This is a genomic window from Pseudonocardia sp. N23, from assembly GCF_002583555.1.
Lineage (GTDB): Bacteria > Actinomycetota > Actinomycetes > Mycobacteriales > Pseudonocardiaceae > Pseudonocardia.
The window spans coordinates 100,592-116,009 of record NZ_BEGX01000071.1 but is presented as its reverse complement, the minus strand read 5'-3'; the positions used below and the strand labels follow the sequence as shown (position 1 = coordinate 116,009).

The following is a 15,418-nucleotide window of genomic DNA, read 5'->3' as shown; positions in this document are numbered from 1 at the left end:
CGGACCTTCCCAGACCGTCACAGCGACGTGGCCACTCGACGGGCCGCGACGATGTGAGCGAGCCGAGGCCCCCGCCTTCCTTCCGGCGGGGGCCTCGAGCACGTCCGGGGCCGGTCAGGCGCCGCGGCAGGCCGCGATCATCGCCGCGAGCTCGGCGACCTTGACGCGGTCGGCGCCACCGCGCACTCCCCCGAGGCGGACCTCCTCGGCGTCGAGGCGCAGCCAGTCGGTCCAGTCGACCGGCTCGACACCGTGGGCCGCGAGTGAGGCCAGCATGTCCTCCCGCGCGGGCGCCTTCGGGTCCGGCAGGTGGGGCAGGTCCTCGAGGAGCTTCTCGACGGTCTCGATGGCGTCGCCCTTGTTGGTGCCGATGACACCGCTCGGGCCGCGCTTGATCCAGCCGGTGACGTAGGCACCGGTGACGGGCTCACCGTCGCGCACGACGCGGCCGCCGTCGTTGGGCACGGTGCCGGAACGCTCGTCGAAGGGCAGGCCGGGGATGGGCTCGGCCGAGTACCCGATGGCCCGGACGACGAGACCGACGTCGAGGGTCTCCTCCTCGCCGGTGCCGCGGACCTTGCCGTCGACGACCTCGTTGCGCTCGATCACCAGGCCGCTGACGCGGCCGTCGGTGCCGAGGACGCGCACGGGGCTGCGCAGGAACCGCAGGTGGATGCGGCGCGGGCGGCCCTCCTCGATGTCGGCCGCCGCCCACTTGGCGAGCATGTCGAGGTTCTGGTGCTGCCGGCGGTCGTCGATGCCGGTGCGGTCGGGGCCCTCGCCGGCGAGGATGTCGTCGTCGTGGACGAGGACGTCGGCGTGGGCGAGCTCGCCGATCTGGCGCAGCTCGGCCGGGGTGAACTTGACGTGCTGCGGGCCGCGCCGGATGAGGATGTGGACGTCGCGGACGGCGCTGTCGCGCAGGACGGCGAGGACGCTGTCCGGGATGTCGGTGGCGGCCATCTCGTCCGCGCTCTTCGCGAGCACGCGGGCGACGTCGAGGGCGACGTTGCCCGCACCGACGACGGCGACACCGGGGTGGTCGAGAGGGGGTGCGGAGCCGAGGTGGTCGGGGTGACCGGAGTACCAGCTGACGACCTGCCCCGAGCCGACGCTGCCGAGCAGGTCCTCCCCCGGGACGCCGAGTGCGCGGTCGACCGAGCTGCCGGTGGCGTGCACGACGGCGTGGTAGTGCTCGCGGAGCACGTCGAGCGGCAGCCCGCCGTCCTCGCGGCCGACGGGGACGTTGCCGAGGAAGTGCACCTCGGCGGGGTCGAACGGCTTCTGGAGCACGCGGATGACGGACTTCATCTTCACGTGGTCGGGGGCGACGCCGTAGCGCACGAGGCCGTAGGGGGCGGGGAGCCGGTCGATCACGTCGACGCTGACGCCGGTCTCGGCGGCAGAGGCGAGCAGTGCGGCCGCCGCGTACAGGCCGGACGGTCCGGCTCCGATCACGGCGACTCTCGGCTGGGCGGAAGTCATTCGATCTCCTTGCTGCGCCGGGGGTCGTCGTCCCGGGCACCGGGCTTATTCATACCTCACCGGGGTGCCGGACCCGAGCAGGGATTGTGCAGGTCACGGACCCGGCCCGGGTCCGTTCGGCTCGGGCGACAATCCCGCGCCGACGCCGCCCGTCGCAACGCCGCGTGCCGCGCCGGGGAACGGGTCGGCGCTCAGGCTCCGGCGGTGCGCATGGCCGTTGCGACGGCGTCGGCGCCGCAGCCGTAGGACCGCCGGTAGTCGGCCGGGGAGACGCCGACCTGGCGGCGGAAGTGGTGACGCAGCAGCGCCGCGCCGCCGAACCCGCACTCGCGGGCGATCTCCTCGACTGACAGGTCGGTGTCCTCGAGCAGGCGCTGGGAGCGCAGGACGCGCTGCAACGTCAGCCAGCGGACGGGGGTGGTGCCCGTCTCGGCGGCGAAGCGCCGGGCGAAGGTGCGGGCGGACATGCCGGCACGGTCGGCGAGGGCGGCGACGCTGTGGTCCTCGTCGACGTGTTCGAGCATCCAGTCGAGGACCGGGGCGAGGGTGTCGACGCTGCACTCGGGGATCGGCTGGTCGACGTACTGGCGCTGGCCGCCCTCGCGCTGGGGCGGGACGACCATGCGGCGGGCGATGCCGTTGACGACGGCGCTGCCGAGCTCACGGCGGACCAGGTGCAGGCAGGCGTCGATCCCGGCAGCGGTACCGGCACTGGTGACGAGGTCGCCCTCGTCGACGAAGAGCAGGTCGGGCTCCACCTGGGCGAGGGGGTACCGCACCCGCAGGTCGTCGACGGCGTTCCAGTGCGCGGTGCAGCGGCGGCCGTCGAGCAGGCCGGCGGCACCGAGGACGAACACCCCGGAGCAGACCGAGAGGATGGTGGCGCCGGCGTCGTGGGCGGCGCGCAGGGCGTCGAGGACTGGTTCGGGGAACTCGCGGAGCCGGGTGGCGCCGACGGCCACCAGATCGGCGCCGACCAGGCCCTCGAGACCGGAGTCGGGGGTGATCAGCACACCGCCCGACGTGGCCCGCAGCGGCACGTGGGCCTCCGGGCCGCAGACCCGGAAGTCGAGGACGGGCAGGCCGTCCTCGGAGCGGTCGAGGCCGAAGACCTCGCAGATCACGCCGAACTCGAAGACGGCCAGCTCGTCGAGGACGAGCGCGGCAACGCTGCGCAGCATGAGGACAGTGTATGGCGGAATCTTTGCGGAGGTTGACTTCCTGCCGCCTGTTGGCAGGAACTCATCGAGCGGATAGTTCCTGCCATGGTCCTCTCACTGCTGGTTCTCGCCCTGGTCCTCGTCGTCGTCGCCGTCTCGGTGCGGGCGCACCGCAACGGTCGCCGCCCCTTCCGGCTCTCCCAGTTCCGTCCCTCCGCACCCTTCACCGGCCTGCTCACCCGCGACGACGTCAGCCATGCCGACCGCGATGTGCAGCGGCTCTTCGCCGACCTGCGGGCGCAGCAAGACGCGCCGGCCGACCTGCACAAGCTCCTGCGCTGACCTGCTCGCGGTGCCGGCAGACCGATCCCGTCCCCCGGCCCGGACGCCTTCGCGGCGTCCGGGCCGTCACCCTGTCCAGAAGGCGGCGAGCCGCTCCGCCTCGTCGCCGACCTCGCGAGCCTGCCGCGTCGTCAGCTCCGCGAACGGCGTCACGACGACCCGCCCCTCGGTGACCCGCCAGCTACCCGCGACCCGGCCGTCGACGAGGACCGTCGGCACGGACTGCGGGATGGACCGGTGGAACACCCGGTCCCGGCACCCGGCGGGGACCACGCCGGCCCGGCTCGCGTGCCCGAGCAGCAGCGCCGCGTCGAAGGTCGAGAGGAACCGCACCGGCGCCGGGACCCCCGGATCGGGCAGCGGGGCGCGGGGCAGGTCGACGAGCTCGGCGCCGTCCTCGGCGCGAAACCGGCGCAGGTCGAGGCGCTCGACGGCGGCGCGGACGGTGCCGACGGTCACCCCCGCCCAGCGGGCGACGTCGGGCGCCGAGGCCGGGCCGAACCCGCGCAGGTAGCGCCGGACCAGCAGCTCCTCCCCCGCGGCGACGACGTCGGCGGGCTCCGGGGACCCGGCAGGTGCGGCCGCACCCAGGTGGTCGGTGGCCAGGCCGTAGACGTGGGCGCGGGGCCGCTCCCAGGTGCCTGCCGGTGGGACGCGGACCATGTCCGTCCACAGCTGGGTGCCGGGGAACAGCGCCCGGTCGAGACCGGCGTCGGTCAGTGTCGCGACGAGCGCGGCCTGCGTCGCCGGACCGTCGGCCAACCGGGCCCGGACCAGCGCCGACGCCTCGACGAACCGCTCCTCGTCGTGGCCCTTGTGCAACCGCATCCAGTACCCGCGCCGCGGCAGCCGGACCGCCGCGGTGAGCGGGGCGTGGTCGGCTCGGGAGACCATGTGGATCGTGCAGCGCATCGCCCAGGCCTGCACGACGCGTCCCGACGTCAGCGCCGCGGTCAGGTCGTCCCTGGCGAACCCGTCCAGCCGTGACCACAGCCCGACGTAGCCGGACGGCGCGTACTGCGTCTGCAGCCCGCCGAAACGCTCGACGGCCCGCTCCGGGGTGAGCCGGACCCGCTCCAGCAACCCCTGCCGGGCGAGCAGGGCACGGTTGAGCGCCTCCCGTGTCAGCACCCGCTCCGCCACCAGCGCAGTCTCCCTGTGAGTGGCCATGGTCGCCAGGGCGACCACCGCCGCTCACGACCCGCTACCTGCGGTGGGCCAGGATGCGGTCGACGAGCTCGCCCGCGTGGTGCGGAATTCCGCCCGCGTCGATCAGCGACAGGTTGCGTGCCATGGCATCCGGGTGCACGACGAGGCCGTCGAGGCAGGTGCGCAGCCGGGCCGCGGCGCCACCGGTGGCGAGCAGCAGGTCGGTCAGCGCAGGCCACTCGCAGTGCCAGGCGCCGGCGGCGCGCTGGTGCTCGTGGTCGGCGGCGGCGAGCAGGGTCGCGACCAGGCCGGGGGCGCGGTGTGCCGACGCGCGCGCCGTCACCGCCGCGACCGGGTTGCGCTTGTGCGGCATGGACGACGAGCCGCCCGGCTCCGCCTCGGAGACCTCGCCGACCTCGGTGGCAGCGAGCAGCACGACATCGGTGGCCGGCTTCGCGCACGCCCCCGCGGCGACGCCGAGCGCACCGGCGAGCTCCCCGATCCGGGACCGCTCGGTGTGCCACGGGACGTCCTGACGAGGCAGACCGAGCCGGTCGGCGAGCGCGTCGGCAACAGCGGGGCCGTCCGGGTGCGACGCGGCGAGCGTCCCCGCCGCACCCCCGAACTGGACGGGCAGCGCCGCGACGACCTCGGCGAGGCCGTGCCGGGCGCGGTCCAGTCCGGCGCACCATCCCGCCGCGACCAGCCCGAACGTCGTCGGCAACGCCTGCTGCCCCAGGGTCCGGGCGGCCATCGGGGTATCGCGGTGCCCGGCGCCGAGCCGGGCCGCGGCGGCGGCGGCCGCGGCCAGGTCGTCACCGATCACCGCAGCGGCGGCGCGGACGAGCAGCACCAGCGCGGTGTCCATGACGTCCTGGCTGGTGGCACCCGGGTGCACGGCGCCACCGGCTGTGCCCGCGGCGGCGCGCAGCCTGCGCGCCAACGGGATCACCGGGTTACCGCCCTCGACCGCCTCGGCGGCGAGCACAGCCGGATCCAGCCCGCTGCGCAGCGTCGCGGCGGCGGCGACCACCCCCACGACGTCGGCGGCGTCGACGAGCCCCTGACCTGCGGCGGCGTGGGTGAGCGCGACCTCGACGTCGAGCAACGCGGCCAGCCAGGCCTGCCCGTCGAGGGTCGCGGCGACCCGATCGGAACCCAGCAGCGGGCCGAGCATGCCGCCCGGGACGTCGGACATGCGCTGCAGCGTAGTCATCGGGGGGCGTGGCCGAACGGGGCAGCAGCTCCGTGCACTGGGTGACCTCGGCGCCGTCGACGCCGTTGCCCGGGACGGTGACGGCGTTGCGCCCGCCGCCGGCGTGGATCCGGGCATCGATGATCACCGACTCCGTCCCGGGCCGTGGTCCGTGCAGGCCGGCACACAGTCCGGATCCGCAGAGACGGATGTCCTCAGGGCCCGTCGAACACGTATCCGCGGGGCCGACCACCCCGGGAGAGCGCGTTGCCTGCGGTCCCGGCGAGGATGTCCCGGTGCGTTCCCTCCACGACCCGGTCCTGCTCGACCTCGACGGCACCCTCGTCGACTCGGCCCCCGGCATCCTCGGCTCGCTGCACGCCGCGTTCGCGGAGATGGGTGTCGAGGTGGCGCCCGGCGCGGTCGGCCGCCACGTCCTCGGCCCGCCGCTCTACACGACGCTGCCGGGCATCGTCGGCGACGCGGCGGCCGACGAGGCGCTCGTCGTCTACCGCAGGCACTACGCCGCGCGGGGCCTTTACGACTGCACCCCTTATCCCGGGATCGACGCGCTGCTGCGCGAGCTGTCCGGCGCCGGGGTCCGGCTGGCGCTCGCGACGAGCAAGGCCGAGGTCTACGCCGAACGCATCCTCGACCACCACGGCTGGACGGACCTGTTCACGACGATCACCGGCGACACCCTCGACGCCGGCCGCCCCACGAAGGCCGACGTCGTCGCAGAGGCGTTGCGGCGCATCGGACCCGGTGCCACCGATGGTGCGGTGATGGTGGGCGACCGGCGCAACGACGTCGCCGGGTCCGCCGCACACGGCATCGCCTGCCTCGGGGCGGGCTGGGGCTACGCCGACCCGGGTGAGCTGGAGGAGGCGGGCGCGGTCACGGTGCTGGCGACGGTCGAGGACCTGGCCGCGGCGCTGCGCTGACGGACAGGTCGCGGGTCGCGCGTTCTGCACCCGCCGGCGTCGGGACGACGGTCGCCGACGCTGACCTCCCCTTGGCGCCACGCCCCGGACGGCACGGTCGCCGTCGCGTCGCCGCCGAAGGAGACCCGCGAGTTCGGCGGCCGCGCCACGTGCTGGAACAGGCGATCGTCGCCGGCTTCGCGCTGCTCCACGCCTGGAAGGGCGACCGGCACGGCAACCTCGTGTACCGGCGGTCGTCGCGCAGCGTCAACCCCGGCTGCGCGGCCGCCGGGCGGATCACGATCGCCGAGGTCGAGCACCTCGTCGAGCACCAGGGGAGATCGACCCCGATGCCGTGCGCACCCCCGGCATCCACGTGCAGCGCGTCGTCGACGCCTCCGGTGCGGAGAAGCAGATCGAGTTCCGGACCCTGCGCGACGGAGGTGGCTCCTGCTGGCTCCCACCAGGGACGAGCTCGCGGCCAGGGTGGCGCGGGAGCTGCCCGGCGGCGCCTACGTCGACCTGGGCATCGGGATGCCGACGCTGGTGCCCGGCCACGTCACCCCGACGACCCCACCGTGACCGGCAGCTCGGTCAGCCCGCGGATCAGCGTGCTGTGCCGGTACACCAGGTCGCCGGGGTCGGCGGCGAGGGTGAGCGTCGGGTAGCGGTCGAGCAGCGCCCGCAGCGCGACGTCACCCTCGATCCGGGCGAGCTGCGCGCCCAGGCAGAAGTGCAGGCCATGACCGAACGCGACGTGCCCGCTCGCGTCACGGGTGAGGTCGAGCCGGTCGGCGTCGGGGAAGCGGGCGGGGTCGCGGTTCGCGGCGCCCAGCCCCAGCACCACGACGGACCCGCCGGGGATCGTCGTCCCCGCGATCTCGACGTCGGAGGTGGTGAACCGCACGGGCGCGTTGCCGACGGGCGACTCCCAGCGCAGGAACTCCTCGACCGCACCCTTGCCCAGCGCGGGGTCGCGGCGCAGCAGGTCGAGCTGGTCGGGGTGGGTGAGCAGGCCGAGCAGCGCGTTGCCGATGAGGTTGACGGTGGTCTCGTGCCCGGCGATGAGCAGCAGCATCCCCATGGCGACGAGCTCCTCGCCGGAGAGCCGGTCGCCGTCGTCCTCGGAGACGGCGACGAGCGCAGACAGCAGGTCGTCGCCCGGCTCGGCGGCCTTGCGCCCGACGAGCGCGCCCAGGTAGGCGCCCATCTTCTGGGAGGCGGCGGCCTTGGCGTCCTGGGGCGCCTCGTCGACCATCGTGGCCGACCAGGCGCTGAAGTCGTCACGGTCCTCGGCCGGGACACCGAGCAGCTCGCAGATCACCCGCACCGGGAGCAGGAACGCGTAGTGCGCCATGAGGTCGACGGTGCCGTCGGCAGGCAGGTCGGCCAGCAGGTCGGCGGCGATCTCCTCGACCCGCGGGCGCAGCTCGGCCATCCGCCGGGCGGTGAAGGGCCGGCTGACGAGCTTGCGCAGCCGCGTGTGGTCCGGTGGGTCCATCAGGATCATCATCGGCGTGGCCGGGGCGTCGGCGCGCTGCTCGGGCGGCAGCGTCCAGCGCCAGTCCTTGGCCAGCCGGGGGTCGGTGAAGGCGGCGCGCACGTCGTCGTAGCGGGTGACGATCCATGCCGGGCCACCGGGCATGTCGATGCGCCGCACCGGCGACGCCTCGCGCAGCGCCGCGTAGGCCGGGTAGGGATCGTTCCAGAACTCGCCGTCGAACAGCGTGGGCGAGGCCGGGGTACCGGTGCTGGCGGTCTCCGTCATGCACACCATCGTGCCATCGACGGTGAGCGCCCGCTTACATGAGTTGGGACGGGCTCAGCTCCGCCGGGTCGGCACCGCGGCGACCCGCTCCAGCGCCGGCGCGACCTCGACCTCGTCGGGGCGGGCGTCGACGCCCACGAGCCGCTCCGGCTCCGCCACCGACAGCACCGCCGCCGTGCGCCGCAACGGCGTCAGCCCGATCGTCGCCGCGCCGCAGCACCGGGGTCAGCGGCGGGGCCGCGCCGAACTCCTCGGCGAGTGCGGCGAACCGGGGCAGGCAGGCCGCAACGAGAGCCCGGACCGGGCCGGTACCGTGCCCGGGGATGTACGTCGCCGCCGACGCCCCGGCGATCCCACCGCCGACGACGACCACGTCCGGGGCCACGTTCGCGCTGGTCACGGTGTCGACGTTAATTCAGTGGCGGCAACATGACACACCCCGCTACCTTCTCGCCCATGCGTTTCTTCCTCTGAGTCGACCGCGGGCGCCCGCCCGCAGTCGCCCCCGCCGTTCGTGCGGGGTTGCCCCGTCCCAGCCCACCGGCCGGCCCTCGCCGTCCGTCGCTGAGCGCCGGCCCAGCTCACCCGGAGGTCCGCATGACTGCCCCTGTCCCGTCGCCTCGATCGACCACCGACGTTCCCGCCGCAACCACAGCGGGTGACGCGGACCAGCCCGTCCTCAACCGCGCCGAACGCCGCGCGCGCCGCAAGGGTGGGAACCAGCCCCAGCGCACGAACCCGGGAGCGCCGTCCACGCGCCAGGGTTCGGTGTCGACGAAGCCGCTGCACCCGCGCAGCGACTTCGCCGCCCGCCGCAGCGGCTGACACCGCGGCCCGTCGCTGGTGACGGCGGGCCGCATCGGGGGGCCGTGCGCGGGACGCGGTGTTGCTGCCGCGTCCCGCGCACGCGGTCCCCGCGTCGCGCCCGTCACGCCCGCTCGATGACGGCGCCACGCCGTGCGACCCTGACCACGTGTCCGTCCCCGACCCGACCGAGTGCGCGATCTGGTGGGCGCGCCCGATCGACCCGGCCACCCGGCCCGACCTCGTCACCCTTCTCGACGAGCACGAACGCACCCGGCTGCGCGCCTTCCGCAGGCCCGACGACGCCGGCCGCTACCTCGCCGCGCACGCGCTGACCCGCATCGTCCTCGGCGAGCGCACCGCCACCCACCCCGCGGGCGTGCGGTTCGACCGCACCTGCCGCTGCGGCGCCCAGCACGGCAAACCGCGTCTCGACGAGCCCGGCGCCCCCGAGTTCTCCTTCACCCACTCCGGCGACCTCGTCGGCCTCGCGGTCGCCGACGTCGCCGTCGGGCTCGACGCCGAGCACCACCGGACGCTGTCGGACGTCGCGTCGATGGCCGAGCACGTCAGCTCGCCGGTGGAGAAGCAACGGCCGGCACCGTCGAGCACCGAGGAGTTCCTGCGGATCTGGACCCGCAAGGAGGCGCTGCTCAAGGTCACCGGCGAAGGGCTGTCGCGGGCCATGGACTCGATCACGCTCAGCCCCCCCGGTGTGCCCGCCGCCGTCCTGGACTGGGCGGGTGCCGACGCACCGGTCGGTCCGTTCTGGCTGGTCGACCTCACGCCGCGGCGGCGCCACCCGGCCGCGGTCGCCGGGGTCGGTGCCCTCGCGCCGCCGATGGCCGAACACGACGGGGACGCGGTCCTGCGCGTCCGCGCCGCCCGTTCCTGACCCCCGACCCCACCGGTCCCGAGCCGCGTCCGGCGGGAGACCTGCCCTCGGATCAGGACGGCGGCCGCCACGGCCGCGGGGGCAGTACCGGGAGTCCGGAGGGCGAGCACTGCCCGCCGCGCTCCCCCAGCAGCCGGAAGATCAGCCAGCCGAGCAGCGCCGCGAGGATCGACCCCGCGAGGATCCCGATCGTCGCCTGGCTCTTGAGGGCCTCGTCCTCGAAGGCGAGGTCGGTGACGAACAGGGCGACGGTGAAGCCGATCCCCGACAACGCGGCACCACCGATGAGCTGGCCCCAGCGCAAGGTGTCGGGGACCCGCCCCAGGCCGGTGCGCAGCGCGAACCAGGTCCCCGCGGAGACGCCGATCAGCTTGCCGGCGACCAGCCCGACCACGATGCCCCACGTGATCGGCGAGGACGCCGCGGCGCGCAGGGTCTCGCCGTCGAGCACCAGGCCGGCGTTGGCCAGCACGAACAACGGGACGATCACATAGCTCGACCACGGCTGGATGCGCAGCTGCAGCCGCTCGTTGGGCGACACAGTGCCCACGGCGGCGGCCTGCGCAGCGAGCGCCCGCTCCGGGGTGGGATCGACCAGCAGGCTCCGGCCGGCGAGCTGCAGCCGCATCAGGTCGACCCGTTGCGGTGCGTAGGCGTTGACGAGCAGGCCCATCGTGACGCCCACGACGCTCGGGTGCACCCCGGACTCCAGCACGAACACCCACATGACGACGCCGATCGCCACGTAGATCGGCGTTCGCCAGAAGTTGACGAACCGCAGCGCGACGATGGCGACGAACAGCCCGATCGCGATGAGCAGCGCCGTGACGTTCACGTGGTCGGTGTAGAAGATCGCGATCGCGGCGATCGCGCCCACGTCGTCGACGACGGCGAGAGCGAGCAGGAAGATGCGCAGCTGGTCGGGGCAGCGGGGACCGACGAGGGCGAGGACGCCGAGCAGGACGGCGGTGTCGGTGGAGATCGCGATGCCCCACGCCCCGGCGCCGGGGCCACCCAGGTTGAACGCCAGGTAGAGCGCCGCCGGGACCGTGAGGCCGCCGAGGGCGGCGAGGGCCGGCGCGGCGATCGCGCGGGCACCGCGCAGCTCGCCGAGCGTCATCTCCCGCGAGATCTCCAGGCCGATGCTGAAGAAGAAGATCACCATCAGGCCGTCGTTGACCCAGTGCTTGAGGTCCTCGGTCAGCGCCATCCCCCCGAAACGCAGGGAGAACTCGGTGTGCCAGAACGTGTCGTAGCTGCCCGAGACGTTGGCCCAGACCAGGGCGACCAGTGCCGCGCCGATCAGCATGACTGCCGAGCCCGACTCGGTGCGCAGGAACTGGCGCGCAGCGCGGCTGAGGTCCCCGCGCTCGGCTAATGTCGTGACGGCCACCCCGGAATCCTGCCCCGCGGCCCGTGGTCCGTGACGAGGAGGGCGACGATCAGCACATCCCGGCTCGACCCGGCCATCGGGTCGTACGACCATCTGCGCGGCGTCCTGGGCGCGCCGTACTCGCTCGTCGAGTACGGCGACTACGAGTGCCCGTACTGCCGCGCGGCCCAGCCGGTGGTCGAGGAGGTCATCCGCATCCTCGGTGACCAGCTGGTCTTCGCGTTCCGGCACTTCCCCCTCTACGAGCTGCACCCGTACTCCCTCGCGGCGGCCACGGCGGCGGAGGGAGCATCGTTGAAGGGGCTGTTCTGGCCCATGCACGAGCGCATGTTCTCCGGCGACGAGCCCCGTCTCGCCCAGGACGACCTGCGCGGCTACGCCGAGGAGATCGGCGTGCAGCCGGTGGAGAAGGTGCTGTGGCCGAACACCCGGTTCGTGGAGGACCGGGTGGAGGCCGACTTCAACTCGGGTGTGCGCAGCGGGGTCCTCGGGACACCCTCGTTCTTCGTCAACGGGGTGCTGCACGACGGGCCGGTGACGGTCCGCGGGTTCCTCGACGCGTTGCGGCGCGAACCGGTCCCCGCCGACAGCTGAGCACCACCGGTCGGGAACCGTCGGTGCGCCGGGCCAGAATGACCGGGTGACGGGTCCGCAACGGCGCTGGGTGCTGCACCTGGACATGGACGCCTTCTACGCGTCGGTCGAGCAGCTCACCCGGCCCACGCTGGCCGACCGGCCGGTGCTGGTCGGCGGCGCGGGCCCGCGCGGGGTCGTCGCGGGCGCCAGCTACCAGGCCCGGGTCTTCGGGGCGAGGTCGGCGATGCCGATGGCCCAGGCCCGCCGCGCCTGCCCGCACGCCACGGTGCTGCCGCCCAGGTTCGCGCTCTACCAGGCGGTGAGCGCCGTGGTGATGACGGTGCTGGGCGAGGCGGCGCCGGTGCTGGAGCCGGTCTCGCTCGACGAGGCGTTCCTCGAGCCGCCGCAGCTCGCGGGCGCGTCCGCCGCGGAGGTCACGGCGTTCGGGGTGGCGCTGCGGGCCGCGGTGCGGGAGCGGACGGGGCTGCCCGCGTCGGTGGGGGCCGGGTCGGGCAAGCAGCTGGCCAAGATCGCCTCTGAGCTGGCCAAGCCCGACGGGCTGCGCGTCGTCGATCCCGGCGAGGAGCACGCGGTGCTCGACCCGTTGCCGGTGCGGGCGCTGTGGGGCATCGGGCCGGTCTCGGCGGAGTCGCTGCGCCGGCTCGGGGTGACCACGATCGGCCAGCTCGCGCAGATGGACGCCCGCGAGGTGGGCGGGGTGCTGGGTTCGGCGGTCGGCGCGGAGCTGCACCGGCTGGCCCGCGGCATCGACGAGCGCCCGGTCGCGCCGCGGGGCGCGGCGAAGCAGGTCAGCGCGGAGACGACGTTCGACGTCGACCTGACCTCGATGGTCGACGTGCACGCCGCGGTCGCGCGCATGGCCGAGGCCGCGCACCGGCGGCTGCTCACCTCGGGCCGCGCCGCCCGCACCATCACGGTGAAGGCCCGCAACGCCGAGTTCTCCACCACCAGCCGCTCGGAGACCACGGCCTACCCGAGCACCGACCTCGCCACGCTCACCGCGGTGGCGCAGCGGCTGGCGCGCACCGCCGTCGGCGAGGGCGGGGTGCGGCTCATCGGGGTGTCGCTGTCGGGTCTCGACGAGAGTCCGCCGCCCGCGCTGTTCGAGGCGGTCGCCTCGGCCGACGGGTGGACCGCGGTCGCCGCCGGCTCCGAACCCCCGCCGCCGGCAGTCGCGACGGAGGAACCGGTGGGCCCGCTGCGTCCACCGGGGCCGGAGGCACCGTGGCGGGCGGGCGACGACGTCGCCCACCCCGAGCACGGACACGGCTGGGTGCAGGGTGCCGGGCACGGACGGGTCACCGTCCGGTTCGAGACGCGAGCGACCGGCCCGGGCGCCGCCCGCACCTTCGCCGCCGACGACCCGGACCTCACCCGCGCCGACCCGATGGCCAGCTGGCAGCCCCGGTGAATGACGATGGTCGCTGTGGCGACGATCGCCTCTCACGACCGGGTCGCAGGTTCTAGGCGTCCTTGTCGACGACCCCGGCCGAGTCGAAGGTCGCGACGTCGTGCAGCGCCCGGGCGGCGCTCTGCGCGACCGGCAGGGCCAGCAACGCGCCGGTGCCCTCGCCCAGCCGCATACCCATGTCGAGGAGCGGGTCGAGCCCGAGATGGTCGAGGGCGAGGGTGTGCCCGGGCTCGGCCGAGCGGTGCCCGGCCAGGCAGTACCCGACGGCCGCAGGCGCGAACGCGGCGGCGGCCAGCGCGGCCGCACCCCCGGACACCCCGTCGAGCAGCACCGGCACACGCAGTGCCGCGGCGCCCATGACGAGCCCGGCCAGCCCGGCGTGCTCCAGGCCGCCGAACGCCGCGAGCACCCCGAGCGGGTCGGCGGGGTCGGGGCGGTGGCGGTCGAGGGCCGCCCGGACGACAGCGGTCTTGCGGGCGAGGGTGTCGTCGTCGACGCCGGTGCCGCGGCCCGTGGCCAGGTCCGGGCCGGCACCGGTGAACGCGCAGATCAGCGCGGCGGCAGCTGTCGTGTTGGCGATCCCCATGTCACCGGTGAGCAGGCAGCGGTTGCCTGCGGCGACGAGGTCGCGGGCGGTCTCGATGCCCACCTCGACCGCGGCACGGGCCTGCTCCCGGGTCAGCGCGGGCCCTGCCGTCATGTCGGCGGTGCCGCGGGACACCTTGCGCGGCAACAGTCCCGGGACCGGGTCGAGGTCGGCGGCGACACCGATGTCGACGACGCACACCTCCGCGCCGAGCTGGCGGGCGAACGCGTTGACGACCGCGCCGCCGGCCAGGAAGTTGGCCACCATCTGCGCCGTGACCTCCTGCGGCCACGGCGTCACCCCTCGGGCGTGGACGCCGTGGTCGCCCGCGAAGACCGCGACGACGGCGGGCTCGGGCAGCGGCGGAGGGCAAGCGTCGGCGACACCGGCCAGCGCGACCGCGACGTCCTCGACGCGCCCCAGCGACCCCCGCGGCTTGGTCATCCGGTCGAGCCGCTCCCGCGCCGCCGCGCGCGCGGCCTCCGACACGGGTGCGATCGCGGCGACGGTCTCGTCGATCAGGTCCATCGGTTCCTCCCCGGGCAGCCCGCGGCGGCCGTAGACGTCGTGGTGCACGGCCCAGCGCAGCGGCCGCCGGCGCGACCACCCCGCCGTCTCCAGCTCGGGCGCGTCGGCGAAGGCGTCGACGTGCCCGACGCACAGGTAGGCGACGACCTCGACGTGTGCGGGCAGCCCCAGCAGCGTGGCGAGCTCGCGTTCGCCGTCGTCGTCGAAGAAGCTCACCCAGCCGACGCCCAGGCCCTCGGCGCGAGCGGCCAGCCACAGGTTCTGCACCGCGGTGACCGCGGAGAACGTCCCCATCCGGGGCTGGGCCCAGCGGCCGAGGGTGTGCCGGCCGCCGCGCGTCGGGTCGCTGGTGACGACGAGGTTGACCGGCGTCTCCAGGATCGCCTCGACCCGCAGCCCGGTGAACGCCGCGGCGCGGGCCCGGGGCAGCGACGCGGCGTAGGCGGCGCGGTGGCGGTCCACGAGGGCACGGACCCGCTCACGGACGCCACGGTCGCGCAGCACGACGAAGTCCCACGGCTGCGAGTGCCCCACGCTGGGCGCGGTGTGGGCGGAGGCGAGAACGCGGTGCAGGACGTCGTCGTCGATGTCGAGGTCGGCCCGGAACCCGGTGCGCACGTCACGGCGGGCGCGGGCGAGCCGGTGGAAGGCCTCGGGATCGTCGGTGGGGTGCCCGCTCACTCCGACGCCCAGCCCAGCGGGTAGCGCCACGGCGGGGACAGGCCGGGGCCGTCGAGGCGTTCGATGCGCAGCTCGGGCAGCAGCGCCCTCGCGGCCGTCGTCACCGGTCCGGGGTCGCCGGGGGCGACGAGTACCGCGGTCGCGCCCGGGTGTGCGGCGAACCAGGCGGCGAGGTGGCTGCCGTCCGCCTCGGCGACGCCGTCGAGGAGCTCGACGCGCCACGCCTCGGCGTAGAACAACACGGTCGGCTCGGCCTCACCGACGGTGAAGACGACGTCGGCCCGGTCGATCCGGTCGACGACCTCGGACGGCACCGGCGGCGGACCGTCGGTGCCGGGATCGGCGGTGGCCGCAGCGCAGCCGACGACGAGCAGCCGCCCGGCGGCGGACACCGCCCGGCTGAACGATCGCGAGCAGGGGGTACGCGGGTGCGGGCGTCGCCGCGGGTGCTCGGTGCTGCCCTGACCGTCGCCGGCCATGATCGCCTCCTCGAGGGTCCTC

The 15,418-nt window shown here is 74.8% G+C and carries 14 protein-coding genes and 2 pseudogenes; 8 read left to right on the top strand and 8 right to left on the bottom strand.

The annotated features are described in order from the left end of the window. Nucleotides 1–114: 114 nt before the first annotated feature. Together TOK_RS21075 and TOK_RS21070 are read right to left on the bottom strand one after the other, a co-directional pair. The gene (locus tag TOK_RS21075) at nucleotides 115–1,485 is read right to left on the bottom strand and encodes an FAD-dependent oxidoreductase (RefSeq protein WP_098959718.1); all 1,371 of its coding nucleotides are present in this window, start codon (nucleotides 1,483–1,485) and stop codon (nucleotides 115–117) included. A 191-nt stretch (nucleotides 1,486–1,676) separates the two neighbouring features. Further along, a complete protein-coding gene (locus tag TOK_RS21070) occupies nucleotides 1,677–2,666 on the bottom strand; it encodes a helix-turn-helix domain-containing protein (RefSeq protein WP_098959717.1) in 990 nt (329 codons plus the stop codon). 84 nt (nucleotides 2,667–2,750) lie between these two features. On the opposite strand from TOK_RS21070, the gene TOK_RS21065 reads away from it, so the two are divergent. Then, nucleotides 2,751–2,987 (top strand): hypothetical protein, encoded by a 237-nt coding sequence (locus TOK_RS21065; protein WP_098959716.1) that lies wholly within the window; start codon nucleotides 2,751–2,753, stop codon nucleotides 2,985–2,987. A gap of 66 nt (nucleotides 2,988–3,053) precedes the next feature. Here the strand turns inward: TOK_RS21065 and TOK_RS21060 are convergent, their stop codons facing one another. Together TOK_RS21060 and TOK_RS21055 are read right to left on the bottom strand one after the other, a co-directional pair. Beyond that, entirely contained in the window at nucleotides 3,054–4,157 is a 1,104-nt protein-coding gene (locus TOK_RS21060; protein ID WP_253258531.1) for a winged helix DNA-binding domain-containing protein, read from the bottom strand. A gap of 34 nt (nucleotides 4,158–4,191) precedes the next feature. After that, complete coding sequence (locus TOK_RS21055) at nucleotides 4,192–5,334, bottom strand: lyase family protein (RefSeq protein WP_172457684.1); 1,143 nt, start codon at nucleotides 5,332–5,334, stop codon at nucleotides 4,192–4,194. Between the two features lie 293 nt (nucleotides 5,335–5,627). Between TOK_RS21055 and TOK_RS21050 the strand changes: the two genes are divergently transcribed. From TOK_RS21050 to TOK_RS33460, 3 genes and pseudogenes are all read left to right on the top strand, one after another. After that, nucleotides 5,628–6,275, top strand: coding sequence for an HAD hydrolase-like protein (locus TOK_RS21050; RefSeq protein ID WP_253258530.1), 648 nt, complete (start codon nucleotides 5,628–5,630; stop codon nucleotides 6,273–6,275). Between the two features lie 149 nt (nucleotides 6,276–6,424). Then, nucleotides 6,425–6,535, top strand: a pseudogene (locus tag TOK_RS34280) (CoA-transferase); the annotation flags it as partial. 172 nt (nucleotides 6,536–6,707) lie between these two features. Then, a pseudogene (locus TOK_RS33460) lies at nucleotides 6,708–6,815 on the top strand (succinyl-CoA--3-ketoacid-CoA transferase); the annotation flags it as partial. Here the strand turns inward: TOK_RS33460 and TOK_RS33455 are convergent. Further along, nucleotides 6,814–8,031, bottom strand: coding sequence for a cytochrome P450 (locus TOK_RS33455; protein ID WP_374754917.1), 1,218 nt, complete (start codon nucleotides 8,029–8,031; stop codon nucleotides 6,814–6,816). The pseudogene TOK_RS33460 and the gene TOK_RS33455 sit on opposite strands and share 2 nt — an antisense overlap. A 588-nt stretch (nucleotides 8,032–8,619) precedes the next feature. Here TOK_RS33455 and TOK_RS31870 point away from each other — a divergent pair. Continuing rightward, nucleotides 8,620–8,847: a hypothetical protein gene (locus TOK_RS31870; RefSeq protein WP_141566478.1), complete on the top strand. Its 228-nt coding sequence runs from the start codon at nucleotides 8,620–8,622 to the stop codon at nucleotides 8,845–8,847. Nucleotides 8,848–8,995: 148 nt separating this feature from the next. Next, a complete protein-coding gene (locus TOK_RS21040; protein ID WP_098959768.1) occupies nucleotides 8,996–9,721 on the top strand; it encodes a 4'-phosphopantetheinyl transferase superfamily protein in 726 nt (241 codons plus the stop codon). A 52-nt stretch (nucleotides 9,722–9,773) separates the two neighbouring features. On the opposite strand, the gene nhaA is transcribed toward TOK_RS21040, so the two are convergent. Beyond that, nucleotides 9,774–11,114, bottom strand: a complete 1,341-nt coding sequence (gene nhaA, locus TOK_RS21035) for a Na+/H+ antiporter NhaA (RefSeq protein ID WP_098959714.1) — start codon at nucleotides 11,112–11,114, stop codon at nucleotides 9,774–9,776. 30 nt (nucleotides 11,115–11,144) lie between these two features. Between nhaA and TOK_RS21030 the strand changes: the two genes are divergently transcribed. Then, entirely contained in the window at nucleotides 11,145–11,708 is a 564-nt protein-coding gene (locus tag TOK_RS21030; RefSeq protein WP_098959713.1) for a DsbA family protein, read from the top strand. A 46-nt stretch (nucleotides 11,709–11,754) separates the two neighbouring features. After that, nucleotides 11,755–13,122, top strand: a complete 1,368-nt coding sequence (locus TOK_RS21025; protein ID WP_256387993.1) for a DNA polymerase IV — start codon at nucleotides 11,755–11,757, stop codon at nucleotides 13,120–13,122. 52 nt (nucleotides 13,123–13,174) lie between these two features. On the opposite strand, the gene cobT is transcribed toward TOK_RS21025, so the two are convergent. Together cobT and TOK_RS21015 are read right to left on the bottom strand one after the other, a co-directional pair. After that, the gene (cobT, locus tag TOK_RS21020) at nucleotides 13,175–14,917 is read right to left on the bottom strand and encodes a nicotinate-nucleotide--dimethylbenzimidazole phosphoribosyltransferase (protein WP_098959712.1); all 1,743 of its coding nucleotides are present in this window, start codon (nucleotides 14,915–14,917) and stop codon (nucleotides 13,175–13,177) included. Then, nucleotides 14,914–15,396, bottom strand: a complete 483-nt coding sequence (locus TOK_RS21015; protein ID WP_098959711.1) for a hypothetical protein — start codon at nucleotides 15,394–15,396, stop codon at nucleotides 14,914–14,916. The genes cobT and TOK_RS21015 overlap by 4 nt, the downstream gene beginning before the upstream one ends. Nucleotides 15,397–15,418: the final 22 nt, after the last annotated feature.